Below are 20230 nucleotides of genomic sequence, written 5' to 3'. Positions count from 1 at the left end.
ACCTCATTTTAAATTATAGTCTTTTTGTAGTCTTTAAAATCAGGAATCTCATATATTAAATTTGCTCGTTTTAGCAAACTATATGTAAGTCTCTTTATTTCATTTACTCTTATTTCATAAATTTTTTCTCGACACTGCATATAAATATTAAAGCAAAGCAATGCCAACTCATCTATTTTATTTTCAAATTCTAATAATTCATTTAACAATTCGCTATTTTTTGTTACTTCAGTTAATTCTTCACGAACTACCTTTTTTAAGAAGAATATAAATGCTAAAGCTTGTGCAGGAGTAAAATCTTGTACTGCTCTTATTCTAATTATGTTATCTAAAGAAGTTGATATATTTGATTCATCCCCTTTAATAAGAGCATTAATTACACCTTCTATACCTTCCCAAACCCTGCTTCTTACAGGATTAGCAAATCTATCTTTCTCTCTACGAAGGAATTTTTGTGTCTCAAGTGGATACGTACTTACAATCCTTTCAAACCACTTATTTAAAATATTGGATTTTTTTTCAGATAAGAATTTCCTAATTTGTTCCACTTTTACCTCAAATAAAAACCTTTATGAAAAATAATCTAGGGCAAGTCTATAACACATTGTTTTTCCCTTGTCAAGCATTTTTTCGTGTTAAACACTTTATTCAATATTTTTGGATAAAAAGATTCTTTTACCTTTTTATACATTTTATCACATTTTGTCAAGAGAAAAATTTAGATTTGTTTGATAAAAATTCTATATCTTTTATAAGGCTTAGCACCTATCTTTTTTAAAACATTATTTACAATAGCATTATCTTCTAATACCCAACCAATTTCCCACTTTAAATAGCCTCTTTTTTTTGATACTTCAAGAATTTTTAAAAAAAGCAAAGGGCCAAGAATAAATCTATATTTCTCACTTATACCTAATGTTAAACCACGCACAAGATTTATTTTTCTAGAATAATAAAGCCATTTAAATATACCAAAAGGAAAAAGTTTTCCATTTAATTTCTTTAACACTGGATTGATATCTGGAATAGCTATATTAAATCCAACAATTTTTCCATCTTTTTCTGCTACTAAAGCTAAGTCAGGAATGACAATTTTTTTTAACTCCTTTGCTGTATAATCAAATTCTTCATCTGTTAAAGGGACAAATCCCCAGTTTCTTCCCCAAGCATTATTATAAACTTCTTTTATTCTCTTTATTTCTGCTGAATCATTTATTTTAATTTCCCTTACTTTTAAATCCTTTTTATTTGCCTTTTCTTTAATTTTTTCAAATACATTTTCATCTACCTTACTAAAATCAACAAAATGGGCAATGAGATCCTTTGCCTTTTTAAAACCATATTTTTCTATAAATTTTTGATAATAAGGAGGATTATAAGGCATCATAACTACAGGAGGAAGGTTAAAACCTTCTATTAGCAAACCACATTCATGGTTTGTAGAAAGGTTCATTGGGCCAAGGATGCAATCTATTCCATTTTCTTTTAAAAAAATTTCAACTTTTTTAAAAAGAGCAGAGGCAACAGCATAATCATTGATACATTCAAATAAGCCGAAATAACCTGCATTTTTTTTATAATATTTAATGTATTGATAATCTATTACACCTGCTATTCTCCCTACAATTTCACTATTTTTATAAGCCAAAAATAGCTTAACCTTAGCATGTTTAAAAAATGGATTTTTCTTTTGATCTAAAAATTTTTTTCTTTCTGAAATTAAAGGAGGAATCCAATAAGGATTATCCTTATAGATTTTCCATGGAAGTTTAATAAATTTATTCAATTCTGATTTACTTTTAACCTCTTTTATCTGAATCACTTTAATTCTGCCTTCTTGATTTTTCCTAATGGTGTTTTAGGTAAACTACTTCTAAATTCAATAATTCGGGGCATTTTATAACTTGGTAATCTTTTACGACAAAAATTTATAATTTCTTGAGGGCTTATTTGTGTGCCATCATTAGTAACAATTACAGCCTTAACTGTCTCCCCTCTTAACTCATCTGGCACACCCACCACTGCCACTTCCTTCACATTTGGATGCTCAGAGATAACAAATTCCACCTCACTTGCATAGACATTAAGACCTCCTACAATTATTACTTCTTTTTTTCTCCCTGTAATATAAAGATATCCTTCTTCATCTAAATATCCCAAATCTCCTGTATAGAGCCAACCATCTTTTATTACTTCTTTTGTCAATTGTGGTGCTTTATAATATCCAGGCATAACAAACCAACCTTTTAACAATATTTCTCCTATTTGTCCAGGTAGAAGCATATTCCCTTCTTCATCAACAATCTTTATTTCTACCCAAGGAGCAGGTTTTCCAACAATCCCCTTTTTATATCTCTTTTCTTTAGGCATGTCTCTTGGCAAAAGTACATTTGGTGCTGCAGATTCTGTTAATCCCCAACCTGTAACACCTTTTATATGAGGAAATCTTTTTTCAAATTCCATAAATAATCTTGGATGGCTAGGAGCACCAAAATAGACAATAGCTTTTAAAGATTTTAATGAAACTTCATTTATTTCCTTTGTCATTAAAAGCATTTCTAAGATAGAAGGAGGAAGCCAAGTGGCTGTAATTTTATATTTATCAAGTTCTCTTAAAAAAACACCAGGAATAAACTTTTTCCCTAATACCAAAGTGCTGCCAAAGCCAAGGGTCATTAGAAGATAAACAAGACCTCCCATATGAGAAAGAGGTATATAGCAAATATTTCTTTCAAGCCATTCATCATAACCAAAATAGCCTAAAGTAGCGACAGGGGAATCAAGATGTCTATAAGTCAAAGGGACTGCTTTTGGTATACCTGTTGTGCCAGAAGTATAAATAATAATAGCTAAATCTGTCTCTTTAACTGTTTCTCCATCTATTTTTTCTCCTTGAGAAATTAAAGTATTTATATCTAATTTTTTTAAATTAGGCAATTCCAATCTTATATTTTTTTGGGCAATTAAATATTCTGCTTCAGAATGGGACAAAATATTTTTTAATTCTTCTGTTTTTAAAGACATATCTAAAGGCACAATTGTTATTCCTAAACTTAATCCTGCTAGATAAGCATACACATATTCTGGACAGTTTTGTAAATAAATAGCAATTTTTTGCCCTTTTTCCATACCTAATGCTTTAAATGAGCCCATTAAGCGTCTTACTTTTATAAATAACTCTTCAAATGTATCTTTTCTTTCACCAAAGATTAATGCCTCTTTTTGAGGATATTTTTGAGCTAATTTTTCTAAAGCTTTATAAACATCCATTGTTTCCTCCTAAAAGCTGTACTTTAATTGGAAATAGATTTCGTCTTTGTCATCAAATTCTCCATATAATTCCTCAGCATCACCCTCAAATATATGCATACCAATTGTTGTAGTAACATGATCACCGATTTCAATATAAACCTTTGGACTAATACGCCATTCATTGTCATCACCATAAAGAATAAGAATATCAGGCTTTACTCTTTCATGAAAGAAATCAGTAGCAATTTTTAAGGTTAAATAAGTTGAAACTTTATCCATCGTACCACCTGAAGGTAATATGAATTTTTGCCCTTGGCAGCTCCCTTTACTATTTATTAATTGTATAAATTGAAAACTAAAAAGCCAATTTGTAACAATATATTTGTCTAATCCAATAACATATTTATATTGGTCAACTTTATGATAATAGGTTTTTGACTGTAATCTATATGCCATAGGAACATCTTTAAAATAAGCAAATTCACCTCTAATAGTAAGACCTTGTAATAGTCCGCTCACTAAAGTTTTTGAAAAAGAAAAACCCCAAAGATGAATACGACTATATTTTTTAACAAAATAATATGTAGAACCAATAGGAGGATAACCAGGAAGAGGAGAAGGGCCTGTAGCTGTAGTCATATCTATTGAAGAATAAGTTTCTGCATTCATATTCCAGCCATAAAGGTAATTCAATGTGTATTCAAAACTATTTATTACATCCCGCCATCTGATACCAAATTTTGCATTTTCAAATGTTTCAGCTGGCATTTCTTTTTTTATTACAACATGATAACCAAAATTTCTTAATATTTTATATGCATTATATGCATCTCTTGTTAGTGTATATGCAAAAGGTGCGTTATCTGTAGCTAAATAATTTGGTTCAAAATCCGGTATAAATAAAAATTGAAGACTGCCATTTACTGTAGGAGCAATCTCAACTTTTAACATCCAAAGTGGAATCTTTATTTCATTCCAATCTTTTAAAGTAAATTCTCTATAATCTAAAGGATTAACTTGATCCAGAATCCTGATACCATCTGCTGCTCCCCAAGTCACAATCTGTTTTCCTGCCCTTATATCCACATAGTCTGAAAAAAAGTCTACATACATTTCCCTTACCCAACTCAAACCATGCCAAGCCTTATTTGTGTACATATCATCTTTAGCTGCCCTATATTCACCTACACGTCCATAAGCACTATCCCAAAATTTATTGATATGTGCATAAAAAGAAAGGTAATCATTTGGTCTAAATTGTCCTCTTAGATCAATTACATTCAAAATCTTCATAAATTTATTTTCATTCATATTCCATCCAGTTTCATTCTTTATATAACCCTCTATTGTAATTGGGCCTTTTTCCAAAATAGTCCCATAGCTAATAATAGGCCATAATACTAATAGAAAGATTATTAATCTCTTCATCTTGTACCTCCTTACCATTCCATTCTTTCAAGAATTCTTGGACTAAAATGGCGTTCTTTTAAACCAATGTTGAATTTATAAGTTTGAATGTCTATACAATCAGTGTGACCTGTGCGGAAATTATAGACTTCCCATATCTTTGAAACCCAACAATCTTTTTCTGGAGTAATATAGTAGCGAAAGACAATCTTAAATTTTCTGCCTGCTTTATCGTAAAATTCATCAAAAATACAAATACCTGTCTTTTTATCTACCCAAATAATACGATAGCTATAATACCAATCCTTTTTATTTGGAATACCTTTTATTTTATAACATGGTGTATTTTTAAAATATGTCTTTCCATCATAACGACTTGTATAGCCTGGGAAATTTTCTTCTCCTAAAAGTTCATAACTTTCATAACCATAACGTCTTGTAGTGATATCTTCTACTGTAAATTCACTACCCAAAAATGCATCATCTTCTTCTGCTTGAGATATTTTCCTTATCTTCTTCAAAGAAGGCAACCAAAGCCAAAGGTCATTTTGTTTTCTTACATCTAAATATGCCCAAGTTAAAACTGCCAAACCCTTTGTATATTCAGGATATGTCATAACAACTAAATCTTTATAATCTACTCCCTTTTTCCCATGCATAATTAAACGGCGCCTAATCCATTTTTTTGTCCTTTTAAATCCTGTTTTATCAATCATAACTACTTGTCCTGTGTAATAGACATCATCTGCATAACGTGTGAATTTAATATCAAACCACCTTTTCATAATCTGCTCTACTGTTGGACTTTCTGGTAAATCAGGCGGACGGCAAGTAGCAGAAAAGGCAAGACTTGACCAAAAGATTAAAAAACAAACCCATAACAAAAACTTCTTCATTTTTTACCTCCTTTTAAGGTTTATCCAAACCAACCTGACACCTGACTTTTGTTAAAAGAAATCCCAATATGTTTTGGTTGAAGATATTCAAATAAACCCCATTTTCCTAATACCCTTCCCCATCCACTCTGTTTAAACCCACCAAATGGGGTAAAGGCATCCATCTGAGCAAATGTATTTATCCAAACAGTCCCATACTTAGCATTCATTGCTAAATCTTTTGCCTTTTTTAAATTTTTTGACCAGATTTGAAGCACTAAGCCGGTAGGATTATTTTCTATTAACTCTTTTATTTCTGCTTCCTTAAACTTCTTTATCAACAAAATAGGATTAAAACATTCCTCATAAATCATTTCCTCAATCTCTATAATAGTAGGCTCATAAAAATAGCCTTTTGTCCCTAATCTATTTCCACCTTTAGTAATCTTTCCTTTTTCTTTAAATTTTTCTACTTTTTTAATCACTTCCTCTAAATGTTCTTTTGACCTTAATGGCCCCATGCCTGTTAAAGGAGAAGTAGGGTCTCCTACTTTTATTTTTTCTGTTTTTTCAATGAGTTTTCTTAAAAATGTTTCATAAATACTTTCTTCAACTAAACAAACACTTGTATTAATGCACATTTGTCCCTGTTTCATAAAAGCTGAAGCAACAATATTTTCGGCTGCCTCTTCCAACAAAGCATCATAAAAGACAATAGCTAAATTCACACCACTTAATTCACATATAATCTTTTTTGGATTTTTCATATTTTCAAACATTTTCTTAAAACTTTCGCTTGAGCCTGTAAAAGAGATAATATCTACATCAGATGAGGCTAATGCCTTTCCAATAATAGACCCTTCTCCTGTGATGATATTTATCAGTCCTTTTGGAAAATCTAATTCATCAATATATTTTGCCAATTCTAACAAAGATAAACTGCCAAATTCAGATGGTTTAACAATAATGGCATTTCCGGCTGCTAAGGCAGAAGCGGCATTAAAACCAAATATCATTAATGGAACATTATATGGCAAAAATATTGCAGCAATGCCAAATGGCTGATATTGAATGATGTCTATAGTATCTTCAGTAGAAAAGGAGGGAAAAGAAATATTTTCTATCAAAGAGGCATAATATTCAAAACATTTAGCTGCTAAAGGAATATCAACAAAAAGTGTTTCTTTTATAGGTTTTCCTATTTCAATTGTTTCTAATTCTGCTAATCTTTTTAAATTTTTAAGAATAGTTTGAGAAATTTCCAATAATAGCGCTTTTCTTTCTTTAAAAGATGTATTTTGCCAAATTTTTTGTGCTGATTTTGCTTTTTCTATACAGAATGCTAAATCATTTTCATCAGCTTGAGGCATCTGAGCAATAATTTCCTCTGTAGCTGGATTTTCTATTAAGACTTTTTCCTTTTTATCCCTAAATTCTCCACCTATATACATACTATAACTTTCCATTCCTTAATCCACTGCTACTTTTTTCCAAAGTTCAAATGTCCTTTCAAAAACAGGAAACCATTTGGAAAGCTTATTAAAATCACCTTTTAACTTTATTTTCCCTTGATTAAAAGCAACAAATGGATCAATCTCACCATTAAATACTTGTTTCCAAATCTCCCTTTTTGTTGAAAATATAAACTCTGCATTTTCTTCATCATTTTTAACCTTTATAATTTTTCCTTTTTCATAATAAAAAGAAATTGCTTCTTTCTCGTCCCTTACACATAAAATTGTTGTAAGGTTATATGTCTTTCCCAAAGACTGAACAGTTTCATCATTGTTTATAATGTCTACTAAAGAAGAAATATGCTCTTTGGAAAATAACTTACACTTTTCTAAATGTCTTTCTTCCTTAATTTCTTCTTTTACTTGTGATATAGCTTGAGTAATTAGACTTAATTTTGCATTTATTTCTAAAAGCTCAATTAATGAAAATGTGGATTTAAAATCATTCCCAATGGCTACAATGCCATGATTTTTTAAAACAACAATATTGTTTTTCTTTAATGCATCAATAACTGGTAAAATATCTGTAACTGTAGGTGTATTTTGAGGAATAACTGGGATTTTTCCTAAATAAAATTTTTCTTCAAAAGTGAGAGGTTTTAATATTTTAAAATATTGAAAGTAATAAACTGTATAGGGTGAATGGGCATGAATAACTATCTTTTCAGAAAAATTTTTATGAATAGCTAAATGTAATGCTATTTCCGAAGTAGGCTTTTTATCACCTTCTAAAATTTTTCCATCTCTATCTAAAATTAAGATATCTTCTTTTTCTAAAAAGCCTAAATAGCTGTTGTGAGCAGTAATGAGGATTTTATCATTAACTTTTTTGGATATATTTCCAGAACTACCACAAACTAAACCCCTTTCATATAGTTTTCTCCCCCAAAATATGATTTCCTCTTTTTCTTTTTCATAGTTCATTTTATGATCTCCATAGGCACAAATTCATCTCTTGCTTCTATAGCTGAATTTTTTAAAAACAAATATCCATCAATAGTTGATGCGTCCTGATCAAGATTTTTAAAATTTATTTTTTCTCCTTTTAATGCCTTAATAGGCACCTGATGCAATTTGGCTAAAAGGCAGACATAAAGACTTCCACAAATACCTAAAAAATGATTATTATTTTTGTCCTTATAAAAAAACAGAACTTCTTTTATTTTATTTTTATAAAAAAGCAAACCTAACATATTATCAGTGGCATAAATAGATTCTATTCCTTCTTCTTTCAGTATTTCTGCTACTTTTAAGCCTAAAAGATAAGGCCTCATTTCAGGAACAAGAATAAGCAAATTATTTTTCTTAATTTTCTCTATTCCCTCTTTTGAGGGCATACCCCAAATGAGCAAAGTAAAATTTATCTCTTTTAAACGCATCTTATTTCACCTGAAATATTTATCCAGCCAGAAATATATTTATTTGGAGTAATATCAAAGGCTGGATAAACTGCTTTTGGAAAATCTCTTTCCTTAAGCCACATAAACACTTCTCTTTCAGGACGTTCCTCTATTTCAATCTTTTCTATATCTATTTCTTTTGGATATTGGGTAAGGACATAAAAAGGAATATGAAAATGGTAAGCTAATCTAGCTAGGGGGTAAGTACCTATCTTATTTATAATATCTCCCTTTTTATTAGACCTATCTGAACCAACAATTACACAATTTATCTTTTTTTCTTTCATTAAAATAGCTGCTTGATTGTCGCATATTAATTTTGCTGGAATATTAGCCTTACTTAATTCCCAAAAAGTAAGTCTTGTACCCTGTAAATATGGTCTTGTCTCAGAAACAAAAAACATTGCTTCTTTTTTTATTTCTTTTAAAGCTTCATATAAATAAACAAGCTCACCATTTAGATTACATATAGTTAGAATCTGAGAAGATTTAGGCAATAAATGAGCCAGTTTTTTTGCACGCTCTTTTCTCTTCTTTTCAAATCCATTTACAATGATATTTATTGCTTCTTTTATATCAGGCATTTTTTGAAAAACTCCTTTTACCATCTCTGCTAAATGAAAAAAGTCAAAAGTAGGTCGCTTCTTTTTAAATGCTAAAGCGACTTCATCAACCTTCCCTAAGAGGACACAGGTATAAAAAAATAATAATACTTGCCCAAAGGCTCTTGTCTTCATTTCACCAAGTACTTTTAAAGCATCATTTAAATCTTTTACTTCAATATAAATTTCTTCAAATGGCAATCTTGTCTCATCAAGGACATAGATAGTATTATTTTTAAATCTTACCGGAAACGCCAATGGACTATTCATCAATCACTCCAATTAAATCAAAAGCACGGTCAATCATCCTTTTTTCTGCATCAAAGAATCTAATACTTGAAAAACCTATCTCACCAGTAATCAAATTGTCACTTACAACCAATATAGCTGTTGCCTTCTTCTTATATATTTGAGCAATGGTTAAAAAAGGACTTGTCACCATATCTACAGCAATTGCCCCTTTACTAATAGCATTATTAACTAATTCCTTTGTCTCTCTAAGCAATGCATCAGTTGTCCAAACTATGCCTCTATGCACCCGTTTTTTAAAAACTTCTTCAAGTTTATTGCTTAATTCCTTATCTGCATAAGGAATAAAACCATCACTTACGTAATATTTTGTTACCCCATCTCCTCTTAAAGCACTCTCAGCCAATACATAATCACCAATCTTTATGTCTTCTCGCATTCCTCCACATGAACCAAGCCTAATAAGATAATCTACTCCAGCAACACAAAGTAATTCAGTAATTAAAGCTGAATCTGGTGCATAAAGACCACCATTTCCTACTGTTACCCGCTTATCTTTATATTTACCCGTCCAAAATGTATAACCAAAGGCACTAAAATTTCTTATAGGATTTTTTAATTTTTCAAGAGCCATGGATACCCTTTGAGGTTGTCCACTGATAATAGCAATCTTTGCCAAATCCCCTTCTTTAAATTGAACTGATTTTAATAAATCCATTGGTGTAATATGAACATCCCTTTTCATCATTTTTTATCCTCTAAACAAATATTTCATCATAAACAGCTGCCCTTGTATGGGCTTCTGCTGTTTCTATATAAGACCTAGCAACAAGACGGCAGAATGGATGAAAACCTTTATAATATAAGATCCTTTGAAAGCGACCTGGTTTGGAATAAAATTCCCTATTTGACCAAGCAGCTAATCTTCCTAAGTCCTCTTTGCTTAAATATTTTGTCCTTACTACTGCATGTTGAAAATCCCATTTTCTTAAATCATTATCTACAATATAAGGTTTTAATTCCTCATACATAGGGATACCTGGCAAAGGTGTCATAATTTGTAAGGCAGCCATATCTGGATCAATCTTATCTAACCTTTCAAAGCGATATTTAATCCTCCATTCATCATCATCAGGGAAACCTACCATCCAAGTAACAACAGACATAATATTATTTTCCCGAAATACTTTTATTGCCTCCTCTACCTCATCTATCCTAATCCCTTTATTTATCTTCTCTAAAGTTTCTTCATCTACTGCCTCCATACCAAATAATCCACAGATAAAACCAACTTCCCTTAATTCTTTAAGCAAATCTTTATCCCTTAAAAAATAAGGAGCACGACCCATAAAGAAGAATTTAATCTTAAGTTTTCTTCTTTTCATTTCTTCAATAAGCTCCTCTATCCTTTTTCGATTTACATTAAAATCCTCATCCATCATTACTACCCATTTTGCTCCAAATCTTTTTTCCAATAATTCCAACTCATCTACTACTCTTTTGCCTGAACGAAAGCGATAACAAGTCCAATCCCTATTTCCCCTTGGGTCATAATTTGTCCAACCTACACAAAAACGACATCCATTTGGGCAACCCCTAGAATGATATGTTTCAACATAATGCCTCACATAATTAAAACCGATATATTTATCCATGGGGAATAAATCATAAGCTGGCAGAGGTAAATCATCTAAATTCTTTATTAAAGGGCGATATTCTGTAAGTTTTACAATCCCATTTTCACGATAAGCTAAACCTTTAATTGAAGGGATATTGGGGTCTTTTTTGCTTAATTCCTTCGCCAGTTCTGGCATAGTAACTTCTGTTTCACCAGAAATGACAAAATCAAATTCAGGTGTTTCTTCAAGCATCTTTTCTGCATTTGCTCCATAAAAAAATCCACCTACACAGACCAACGTCTCTGGCAGGACTTTTTTAATAAGATTAGCTGCATTTTTATACCTTGGATGAATGGCAGCTACACCTGTTGTTTGTAAGGCATCTCCCATATAAACCAAATCAGGCTCTATTTCTTTTATGGCATCAATCATCTGTTTTTCATCCATCCTTAAAGCACGACAATCCAAAACTTTAATTTCAATCTCTGGATACCATTCTCTTAAATTAGCGGCTAATTGAGCATGGTTGACATTTATAGCAATATGCCTTCCCCAAGTAACCCAGCCTCCCATAGGTGGTTGTAAAAATAATACTTTCATTGTTTTCCTCCTAAAAATTTTGGTTTGAATATTAACAGAAATATAGGTAAAATTATCAGAGCAGATAGCATATTTAAAAATAAAAGGAATCCTAAAGTGCCACCTAATTTAGCCTGAAGTTTTAAAGAAGAAAATAACCAAGATATGACGCCAATTGTAAGAATTGTACCTGTAAAAAATACAGCCTTACCGCAAGTAAGAACACCTTGATTTATAGCAGTAATTAAATCTTTATTTTTTTCTCTTTCTTCCTTAATCCTAGAAGCTAAATAGATGCTAAAGTCAATGCCAAGACCTGTCCCCATAGCAGCTACTGGCAAAGTAGCTACAGTAAAAGGAATATGAAAAAGACCAAAACTACCAAATGTAACAGCCATACTGAAAATCAATGGAATAAAAAGGATAAGACCACCAGTAAAAGAACGAAGTGCTAAAGCTACGCGAATAAAAATGAGAACACTTAAGACTGCCATACTTATAAATAATCCATCTTTAATCACTTCATTTGTTGCCCCTAAAATACCAATTAAGCCACCAGCATATTTAAATTTTACCCAAGGACTGTTATGATTTTCTTTGACCCATTTTTCTGTTAAAGTGATAGCCTTCTCTATTGTCTTACCTCGGCAGTCCTTCAAATCTAACCGAATATTGGCAAAACGGTGGTCTGGTGTAATAAAAACATCAAACTCTCCAGGAAAGGCATTACTTTCATAAAGAAAAATATACTCTCCTATAGTTTTATCCTTTTTTGGCACCTCAAAGCGATGTTGAATAGCCAGATTCATGAGCTTCATATAATCAGCTATAGAAAGGCTATAACCAGCTTCTTTTAAATTTTTTCTTAAAAAAGTTTCTAAATTATCCATTTCCTTAATTACTTCTGCTTTAAGCAATGCTTCTGGCTCCTTCCCTTCAACTAAGATATAGTATGGATTTGAGCCAGAAAAATAATCATTGATTTTTCTTTCTGCTACATTGTATGGGGCATCACGATAAAGGATAGAAGTACCTGGTTCATTTTCTCCTACTTCTATATGCCTTAACCCGTAAATAGCTAAAATAAAGAAAAAGACAAAAAGTAAAAGGATTAAAAATCTCTGCCACTTTTTCTGCCAAAAACTAATGAACTTTTTTAAAATAGCCTCAACTAGCCCTAAATTTGGATTATTTTTTTTGACATCAGGTAAAGAAAAAACTGCAAAACAAGCAGGCAAGAATAAAACTACAGTAATAAAAATACTCAATACACCAAAACTACCCAAAATAGCTATTGTTCGCATGGCAGGGATAGGGATAAGAATAAGGGAGGCAAAACCTAGAAAATCTGTAAAAAGTGAAGCGCGAATGGGATTTAATAAAGAGCTTAAAACAGCATAACCTACTTGAGTTTTATCTCTGTTGACAGAACTTTCTTCAAAATATCGCTCCATGAATTGGATACTATGAGCAATAGTTAAAACAAAGATAAGGAAAGGAAGCAGGATGGTAAAAGGATTTAAGCGAAGATGAAGCAAGTTTAAAGTTGCCATACTGAAAACTACTGACATACTAGCAGCTAAAAGGGGCAACAAAAAACCGCGTTTTTTCTGAAAGGCTAAAAATAGTAGAAACAGGATAATAACTAAAGTAACTAAAAAAACATGAATAATAGAGGTCAAATGGGCATCAATATAGCCTTCTAAGATTGGACGACCACTAATATAAATATTTACATCATCTCCATGATAACGATTGATAATCTCATTAATTTTGGAATATATCTTTTTTGAAGACACATCCTCACGAAACTCTGCCTGAATAAGTGTGGCTTTAAAGTCCTTAGAAATAAGAGGGCCATAAACTAAAGGATTTTTTAAAATTTTCTTTTTTAAAACAGCTATTTCTTCAGGAGAAGAGGGAACATTTCTTAAAAGCCTCTGTACATAAAAACCATCAGGATGTACTTCAATATGTTTAATATTATGGGAGAAAATAGAACGTACCCGTCTTGGATCAACTTCATCAAGAAGTTGAATTTCCTCTGCTAGATTTTTTACTTTTTCTAAAATAGAAGGTTTCAGTATATTACCATTTTTTGCTTCAATAGCAATATTTACTCGATTTAGCCCACCAAAGATATCAGTAAGTATCTTTTGAACAGAAATGAAGGAATGATTTGTAGGAATAAAGTCATATTGATGAGTTTCGATTTTTAAATCCCTAATTATAAAAAGAGAAAATATACAAAGTAATAGTGGAAAAAATACACCTATAAAACGAAATTTTAAAATATATCTAGCAAGAAGACACGTTTTCATAAAATCTTTTCATTAAAATTCAAATAGTTAAATTTTAACATTGCTAAATAAAAAATTTTTACTAAAAAGTCAAGTCTGTTGACTCTTTAATCAAAAAGTTTAAATATACGGATGTGATAAGTTTTTTTCTTTTTTCTTTAGGTACTATTATAGGCAGTTTTTTGAATGTTTGTATCTATCGCTTACCTCAAAGAAAATCTATTATTTCTCCTGGTTCTCATTGTCCTCATTGTAATACTCCAATTCGTTGGTATGAAAATATTCCTATTTTGAGTTTTATTTTTCTTAAAGGAAGGTGTCGTTATTGCAAGAAACCTATTTCTTGGCAGTATCCTTTAGTGGAATTTATGACTGGTCTTTTTACTTTAATCGTTTACCATCGTTATGGACTTTCTTTCATAACAGTTATTTATCTTCTGTTTATTTACGCTCTGATTGTTATTAGTTTTATTGATTTAAAGCAGCAAATTATTCCTGACGAAATCTCTTTGCCAGGTATCGCCATTGGTCTTTTAAGCAGTATCTTTTTACCACATATTTCTTTTAAGGATGCCCTTTTAGGTACTTTATTAGGGGGTGGAAGTTTATTTCTCATTGCTTATAGCTATTATCTTTTCACAAAAAGAGAAGGAATGGGGGGAGGAGATATCAAACTTCTTGCTATGATTGGGGCGTTTTTGGGATGGAAAGCCATCCCTTTAGTGATTTTTATCTCTTCTTTAATAGGTAGTTTTGTAGGAATAATATGGATAATTTTTTTTAAAAAAGACCGTTACTTTCCTATTCCTTTTGGGCCATTTCTCTCCTTAGGTGCAATTTATTCAATCTTTTTCCCAAACTTTAAACTTTCCCCTTTTCCTTAATACCTAACCTTTTATCAATTGCCTTTTTAATAATTAAAGAAGCTTCTTCATTGCCAAAAAGCCCCACTCTAATGCTCATTTTAACAATACCAGAGGGTTTGTTTTTCAATTTAATTATTACCTTAGTGTTATCTGCCTTTCTTGCTACAATTTTGGCATTTATAGCGTCCTTTTGTATTTTTTCTATACGAATGTTTGCATCTTTTAATGCTAGATTGGTAGCCTTCCAAACCTTTTCATATGGAGCTATATACTCTATCTCAAGAGCACCCTCAATGTATTTATAGCCAGCAATACCTACACCAGCTCCTGTGCCAACTAATATAGCAGCACAACCACATAAAAGTAAAATTAATAAAAACAAAAATTTTTTACGCAACATCATTCCACCTCCTCAAACATTTAAAGCAACTGTAACAAAATTTAATTATAAGGTCAATGAGCCATCTGCAATTCTTTTGGTAAAAAACGTGTAAAAGCTCCATGAGAAAATCTCTTACGAAAGGCACTAAGTGTAGGCGTACCTGTCACTAATTGCACAAATAAATTTTTTCCTTTTATTTTTTGTATTTCCCAAAGTTTCCCTCCAAGTATAAATCGATTTCCTTCACTAGCTTCTAAATTTATTTCCCCTATATATTTTTGTGTAGACATCTCAATTACTCTAAATTCTCGACTTTGAGGAATATTTGAATGAATAACACCCCTCTCTCCTAAATTCATTAATTTTTCTGAAGCAAAAAATTTCCCTCTTCTTTCTTCAATCCATGCTGTATCTAAAAGATGGATAAGAATTTTTTCTATAATTTCAAAGGATGCTAAAGGAGACAATAATGAAAATAAATTTTCCTTCATTATTCCAGATGGTTGGGCAAAAAGCATAGAAAATGTCTGTTGTACTATGACTGAAAGATCAGGTATGTATTCTATGGGTTCTACCATTCCTTGTACAGCCAATCCAGCATAGATATTAAAACATTCTGCCTCTGCCTCATTTTCATAAAAACCAATAGCAGCTATAAAATCTTTTTGTCTTGAAGCTCTACCAATTCTTTGCTGAAAAGCAGATGGTGTTGGAGGTGGATGATAACAAATAGCTACATCAAAATCACCTATATCAATCCCTATTTCTAAAGTAGATGTACAAATACAAAGCCCCCAACGCCATTGACGTAAAAGTTGTTCTGTTTCCTTACGGATTCGATACGACAAACTAGCATGATGAGTAAGAATACGATCCTTTGGCCAATAACGAGAAAGTTCTAAATAAAGGCTTTCAACATCTTTTCGCCTATTACAAAAAATAATGACTTTAAGCCATTTATTTTCTTTTAAAAAATTTATTATTTGAGCCCAGTTATTTGAAAGAAAAAATTTAAGTGAACGAGGTTGACCTACTTCAATTACTTTAACTGGATAAAAATATCTAGTAGCCACAGCTTTTGGATCAAAAAGGGTAGCTGAAAGGGCAGCAAATTGAGGTATTTCTTTTAATTTCTCTAAAAGTCTTTTTAATAAAACACGGAGTTGGTCACCACGGTAAGTATTATCTAAAAAATGGATTTCATCTATGACAATAGCCTTTATAGATTGCCAAATATCCTTTTGACGACAGAGCAAAGAATCAAATGATTCTGGAGTAATAAAAAGCAAATGAAAAGTGCCTTTAGGCAAATATGGCTTATCCCCTGTACGCACAATAGCCTTAAAACCACATTTTTCTAAAGGAAGTTTTAATCTTTCTAAAAGGTTATTGAGCAAAGCTTTAGTAGGAGCAATATAAAGCAATATTAGATTTTTATTTATTTCTGGTATTAATCTTTCTATAAGAGGTGCCACAACTGCCTCAGTTTTACCTGTAGCAGTAGGTGAACATACAATCACATTTTCTCCAGAAAGCAATACTGGAATAACGGCAGTTTGTACTGGAGTCAAAGTACCAAATCTGGCAAAAAATGGTGACCAAGTATATTTTAAAAAATTTTTTATATCTGACATAAAAATTTAAGAAACTTGTTTTTTAGCCATTGCCCAAATACCCATTTCAATAATAAGATGATTTGTGCCAGCCAGTGTTGCTAAATGGAGTAAAAAATGGTGAATGACTTCAAGCTCTCTCTTTATTGGCGGATAGCCAAAATAAAGCCCAAGTATTGCAAGACCTTCCATCACCCTTTTACCAAGTGCTGGAACAATTTGGGGCAATGCAGGAAAAAGTTCCCCCACTACAATTGCAGCTTCTAATGGTGCATAAATAAGCCAATGTTGCGTGCGAGAAGAAAATATTTCAGCAGTTTTTTGAATTAAAATGGGGTTTGACAAGTTTGCATTTACACTTTTTAATTCCCTAATTACTCTTACCCAAAGAGAAAATAAATTTACTCCTGCCATGAAACGAGAGGCTTTATATTCTTTAAGCATTGTGGTTATTAAATCAAAATCCCCTCCTTCAATAACCTGCTTAAATACCTTATATAGATCAAATACAAACTTCCTCCTTTGTTCTCCTTCTATCTGTTTACTAAAAGTTTGCCATACAGCACTTAATGCTACATAATAACAAAAATCATTAAATGGAACTTGCCCCTTTTGCCAGTTAATCTGTTTTCTTTCCCAATCCCTTTGTCTTTCACCAAGCATTTTAAATTCTTTAGCAATTTCAGTTAATGCTTCTGTAATTTTCATGGCTTATATCATAAACATTTCTAATGAAAAATCAAGCTTTTTATTTCAAGATAAGAAATTTAACCTTGACAATAGGAGCTTAATAAGTTATAAATTTAAAAGGAGGAGAGATGGAACTTTTAAAAGAAAAACGGCTTTTTATTCTAGCTTGCTCAGCCGCAAAAAGAGCAGATGCAGAAATTGAGCGTATGATACAAAGTGATATTTCTTTAAATACAACTACGCCTCTTGAGGTATTCTCCTCCTATAGACAATGTATTGAAAAAGCCTACAAACACTGCGTTTATAAATCAAAACACTATCCTGCATGTCTGCGATATAATGGAATTTTTTATAAGCAGATTCCCATTAAGCTATGGGAACGAATAGATAAATTACCTACGCTTATTCTTTCTGCATATTATGGATTTTTGAGACCTACTGATGGTATTTCAAACTATAATCTAAAAATTTCTCAAGTAAAGACAAGTTGTAAAAAGCATTTACCAGCATTGTTAAAGAGATACATGGATGAATATCAATTTAAAGAGGCTATATTTTTGACTTCATCCAATTACTTTTTGCCTTTCAAAAAAGAAAATTTTGCTAAAAGGCTCCATCTCTATGATAACTCAGGTAATGAAATCATTGGTCCTTATGGCAGGGATTATTACATTCTAACAGGCAAAATGTTTAGTAATATTTTACAAAACAAAAACCCTTTAGTTGGTCTCAATAACTATTTTGCGGAGATAAAGTAATGAATAAATAGAATTGCTCAGGAGGTGCTAGTTATTAGCTTTTTAATTTTTTTCTTGCCTTTTGGTCTACTTTTTGCTTAAAATAAACAAAAAATTAAAAGGAGGTTAGTTATGAAAAAGATTTTAATTATTTCTTGTGACAACATCAGAGATAGACACTGTATTGCCTGTTTAAAATGTTTTAAAGCATCTGCTAAACGTGAAGGTGAATTTGCCCGTTATAAAGATGAAGAGATACAGATTGTGGGAATGTGCACTTGTGGTGGCTGTCCAGGTTTAGTTTTGCCAAAAGTTACATTAGTGCAAGAATTAGCAAAATTGTATGAAAATGATTTTGATATAATTCATCTTGGTACATGTATGGTTAAAGCCACTACCGTAGCTAAGTGTCCTTTGAATCTTGAAGAGATAAAGAATAAACTTGAAACTATTTTTGGTAAAGAAGTCGTAATTGGCACTCATACTTATTAATCAATTTTCCTGCAAGGAGGCAGTCAAGTAACTGCCTCCTTGGTGTATTTTGCAATTGCAAATTGCAATCTTTTTCTTTCTAGCATTAATTTCCTCTTTATATTCAAAATAAAAAATGGCATAATTTTTGCTGCAAGGAGGATAAGGATGCGTGTTTATTTGGAATGTATACCTTGTTTCTTACGTCAGGCGTTACAGGCAGTATGTTTGGCTACAAAGGATAAAGCAATGCAGGAAAAAATAATGCGAGAGATTTTGCAGATGCTGCATGGAATTTCATGGAATACATCACCACCAGAGATTGGATGGCGAGTGCACCACATGGTAAAAGAAATGACAAATAATGATGATCCATATGCTGATTTAAAGAGACGATTTAATGAATTAGCTTTAGCACTTTATCCTACATTGGAAGAAAAATTACTTCATGCTTCAAATCCTTTTGAAATAGCAGTTAGGTTGTCCTTGGCTGGTAACATGATTGATTTTGGTGCTCGACCTGGTGAAACGATTAATGTTGAAGAAGAAATTGAAAAAACACTTCAAGAACCCCTAGATAAAAAAACATTGGAAAAATTTAAAAAAGCAGTTGAAAAAGCGAAAAATATCCTTTTCTTAGGTGATAATGCAGGGGAGGTAGTGTTTGATAAATTTCTAATTAAACAAATAGGTACAGAAAAAATTACTTATGCAGTAAAGGCAAAGCCTATTATCAATGATGCAACTTTAGAAGATGCAAAAATAGCAGGATTAAATGGAATAGTGGAGGTTATAGACAATGGAAGTGATATTCCTGGAACTATTTTAGAAAAATGTAGTGAAAATTTCATTGATGCTTATAAAAAAGCCGATTTAGTTATAGCAAAAGGACAAGGAAATTATGAAACATTAAATGATGTAGATAAACCTATTGCTTTCCTGTTAAAAGTAAAATGTCGGGTAGTTGCCAAAAATATGGGAAGAAAAGAAGGAGAACTTGCTATCCACTTACAAAATGTTTATTGTTAAATAAGAAAACAATGTTAAGGAGGAAAAAATGCTAAGATTTAATGTAGGTCCCTTTGGTATGGGGCCAATGGTAGGAAGAGGTTTGGGTTACACAGGTATTAACAGAATAGGAAGCCCCATTGATTATCCTTTAGCACTATATGGTTGGGGTAGAAGAAGAGGATTTGGTCGTTTTGGTTGTGGACGCGGCTTTGGTAGAGGTTTTGGACGTCGAAGAGGTAGAGGATTTGGTAGGAGATTTTGGTAAATAAAATTAAAAAAATAAATTTATTTAGAAAGGAGGTGAGAAATTATGCCAGCTGGTGATCGCACTGGTCCATTAGGTTTAGGCCCTATGACTGGCAGAGGAATGGGTTTTTGTGCAGGTTTTGGTGTGCCTGGATTTATGAATCCCTGGCCAAGATGGGGCTGGGGAAGAGGCTGGGGTAGAGGATGGCGCTGGCGTTTCTGGGCTACAGGTATACCTGGTTGGGCTTGGTTTTACTATCCTTGGGGTAGTGCAGAGGATGAATTGACCTTTTTGAGGAATCAAGCAAAATTTTTTGAAAAACAATTAAAAAACATTAGCCAGCGCATAGAAGAATTAGAAAAAGCGTCACAACAATAAGTTGTAAAAATGGGGCAGTTAAAGCTGCCCCATTTTTT

General features: G+C 31.9%; 21 protein-coding genes. 6 read left to right on the top strand and 15 right to left on the bottom strand.

Translation table 11 applies throughout. From position 1 onward, the window contains the following. Window positions 1–8: 8 nt before the first annotated feature. The 12 genes from LWW95_02110 to LWW95_02055 form a co-directional block, all read right to left on the bottom strand. A complete protein-coding gene (locus tag LWW95_02110; GenBank protein MDL1955837.1) occupies window positions 9–548 on the bottom strand; it encodes an RsbRD N-terminal domain-containing protein in 540 nt (179 codons plus the stop codon). A gap of 170 nt (window positions 549–718) precedes the next feature. Then, the gene (locus LWW95_02105; protein MDL1955836.1) at window positions 719–1822 is read right to left on the bottom strand and encodes an N-acetyltransferase; all 1104 of its coding nucleotides are present in this window, start codon (window positions 1820–1822) and stop codon (window positions 719–721) included. Next, window positions 1819–3270, bottom strand: a complete 1452-nt coding sequence (locus LWW95_02100; protein MDL1955835.1) for an AMP-binding protein — start codon at window positions 3268–3270, stop codon at window positions 1819–1821. The genes LWW95_02105 and LWW95_02100 overlap by 4 nt, the downstream gene beginning before the upstream one ends. A gap of 9 nt (window positions 3271–3279) precedes the next feature. Then, complete coding sequence (locus LWW95_02095; GenBank protein MDL1955834.1) at window positions 3280–4680, bottom strand: DUF1302 family protein; 1401 nt, start codon at window positions 4678–4680, stop codon at window positions 3280–3282. Between the two features lie 11 nt (window positions 4681–4691). Next, a complete protein-coding gene (locus LWW95_02090; protein ID MDL1955833.1) occupies window positions 4692–5555 on the bottom strand; it encodes an outer membrane lipoprotein-sorting protein in 864 nt (287 codons plus the stop codon). A gap of 20 nt (window positions 5556–5575) precedes the next feature. Continuing rightward, a complete protein-coding gene (locus tag LWW95_02085) occupies window positions 5576–7000 on the bottom strand; it encodes an aldehyde dehydrogenase family protein (protein ID MDL1955832.1) in 1425 nt (474 codons plus the stop codon). Window positions 7001–7003: 3 nt separating this feature from the next. After that, window positions 7004–7972: a class II aldolase/adducin family protein gene (locus tag LWW95_02080; GenBank protein ID MDL1955831.1), complete on the bottom strand. Its 969-nt coding sequence runs from the start codon at window positions 7970–7972 to the stop codon at window positions 7004–7006. Further along, entirely contained in the window at window positions 7969–8427 is a 459-nt protein-coding gene (locus tag LWW95_02075; GenBank protein ID MDL1955830.1) for a hypothetical protein, read from the bottom strand. Before LWW95_02075 ends, LWW95_02080 begins: the two co-directional genes overlap by 4 nt. Next, on the bottom strand, window positions 8418–9320 hold the full coding sequence (locus LWW95_02070) for a hypothetical protein (protein ID MDL1955829.1): 903 nt from the start codon (window positions 9318–9320) through the stop codon (window positions 8418–8420). Before LWW95_02070 ends, LWW95_02075 begins: the two co-directional genes overlap by 10 nt. Further along, window positions 9313–10047 (bottom strand): hypothetical protein, encoded by a 735-nt coding sequence (locus LWW95_02065; GenBank protein ID MDL1955828.1) that lies wholly within the window; start codon window positions 10045–10047, stop codon window positions 9313–9315. The genes LWW95_02070 and LWW95_02065 overlap by 8 nt, the downstream gene beginning before the upstream one ends. 10 nt (window positions 10048–10057) lie before the next feature. Then, complete coding sequence (locus LWW95_02060) at window positions 10058–11518, bottom strand: B12-binding domain-containing radical SAM protein (protein MDL1955827.1); 1461 nt, start codon at window positions 11516–11518, stop codon at window positions 10058–10060. Next, on the bottom strand, window positions 11515–13818 hold the full coding sequence (locus LWW95_02055; GenBank protein MDL1955826.1) for an MMPL family transporter: 2304 nt from the start codon (window positions 13816–13818) through the stop codon (window positions 11515–11517). The genes LWW95_02060 and LWW95_02055 overlap by 4 nt, the downstream gene beginning before the upstream one ends. Before the next feature lie 113 nt (window positions 13819–13931). Between LWW95_02055 and LWW95_02050 the strand changes: the two genes are divergently transcribed. Then, window positions 13932–14681, top strand: coding sequence for a prepilin peptidase (locus tag LWW95_02050; protein MDL1955825.1), 750 nt, complete (start codon window positions 13932–13934; stop codon window positions 14679–14681). Here LWW95_02050 and LWW95_02045 read toward each other — a convergent pair. The 3 genes from LWW95_02045 to LWW95_02035 are packed head-to-tail and all read right to left on the bottom strand — an operon-like array spanning window position 14659 to window position 17366. Continuing rightward, complete coding sequence (locus LWW95_02045; protein MDL1955824.1) at window positions 14659–15066, bottom strand: DUF3568 domain-containing protein; 408 nt, start codon at window positions 15064–15066, stop codon at window positions 14659–14661. The two genes, LWW95_02050 and LWW95_02045, sit on opposite strands and share 23 nt — an antisense overlap. Window positions 15067–15116: 50 nt before the next feature. Next, complete coding sequence (locus LWW95_02040; protein MDL1955823.1) at window positions 15117–16679, bottom strand: DEAD/DEAH box helicase; 1563 nt, start codon at window positions 16677–16679, stop codon at window positions 15117–15119. A gap of 6 nt (window positions 16680–16685) precedes the next feature. Then, a complete protein-coding gene (locus LWW95_02035; protein ID MDL1955822.1) occupies window positions 16686–17366 on the bottom strand; it encodes a hypothetical protein in 681 nt (226 codons plus the stop codon). 110 nt (window positions 17367–17476) lie between these two features. On the opposite strand from LWW95_02035, the gene LWW95_02030 reads away from it, so the two are divergent. The 5 genes from LWW95_02030 to LWW95_02010 all read left to right on the top strand — a co-directional run bounded on the left by LWW95_02030 (window position 17477) and on the right by LWW95_02010 (window position 20192). Continuing rightward, the gene (locus LWW95_02030) at window positions 17477–18106 is read left to right on the top strand and encodes a YaaA family protein (protein ID MDL1955821.1); all 630 of its coding nucleotides are present in this window, start codon (window positions 17477–17479) and stop codon (window positions 18104–18106) included. Window positions 18107–18217: 111 nt separating this feature from the next. Then, window positions 18218–18577: a CGGC domain-containing protein gene (locus LWW95_02025; GenBank protein ID MDL1955820.1), complete on the top strand. Its 360-nt coding sequence runs from the start codon at window positions 18218–18220 to the stop codon at window positions 18575–18577. 147 nt (window positions 18578–18724) lie between these two features. Beyond that, window positions 18725–19585, top strand: a complete 861-nt coding sequence (locus tag LWW95_02020; protein MDL1955819.1) for an ARMT1-like domain-containing protein — start codon at window positions 18725–18727, stop codon at window positions 19583–19585. 28 nt (window positions 19586–19613) lie between these two features. Beyond that, window positions 19614–19832, top strand: coding sequence for a hypothetical protein (locus LWW95_02015; protein ID MDL1955818.1), 219 nt, complete (start codon window positions 19614–19616; stop codon window positions 19830–19832). A 45-nt stretch (window positions 19833–19877) separates the two neighbouring features. After that, window positions 19878–20192, top strand: a complete 315-nt coding sequence (locus LWW95_02010; protein ID MDL1955817.1) for a DUF5320 domain-containing protein — start codon at window positions 19878–19880, stop codon at window positions 20190–20192. The last annotated feature ends 38 nt before the right edge of the window (window positions 20193–20230 follow it).

The organism is Candidatus Desulfofervidus auxilii, from assembly GCA_030262725.1.
In the GTDB taxonomy this organism is placed as follows: domain Bacteria; phylum Desulfobacterota; class Desulfofervidia; order Desulfofervidales; family Desulfofervidaceae; genus JAJSZS01.
This window is presented reverse-complemented; position numbering and strand designations above follow the sequence as displayed.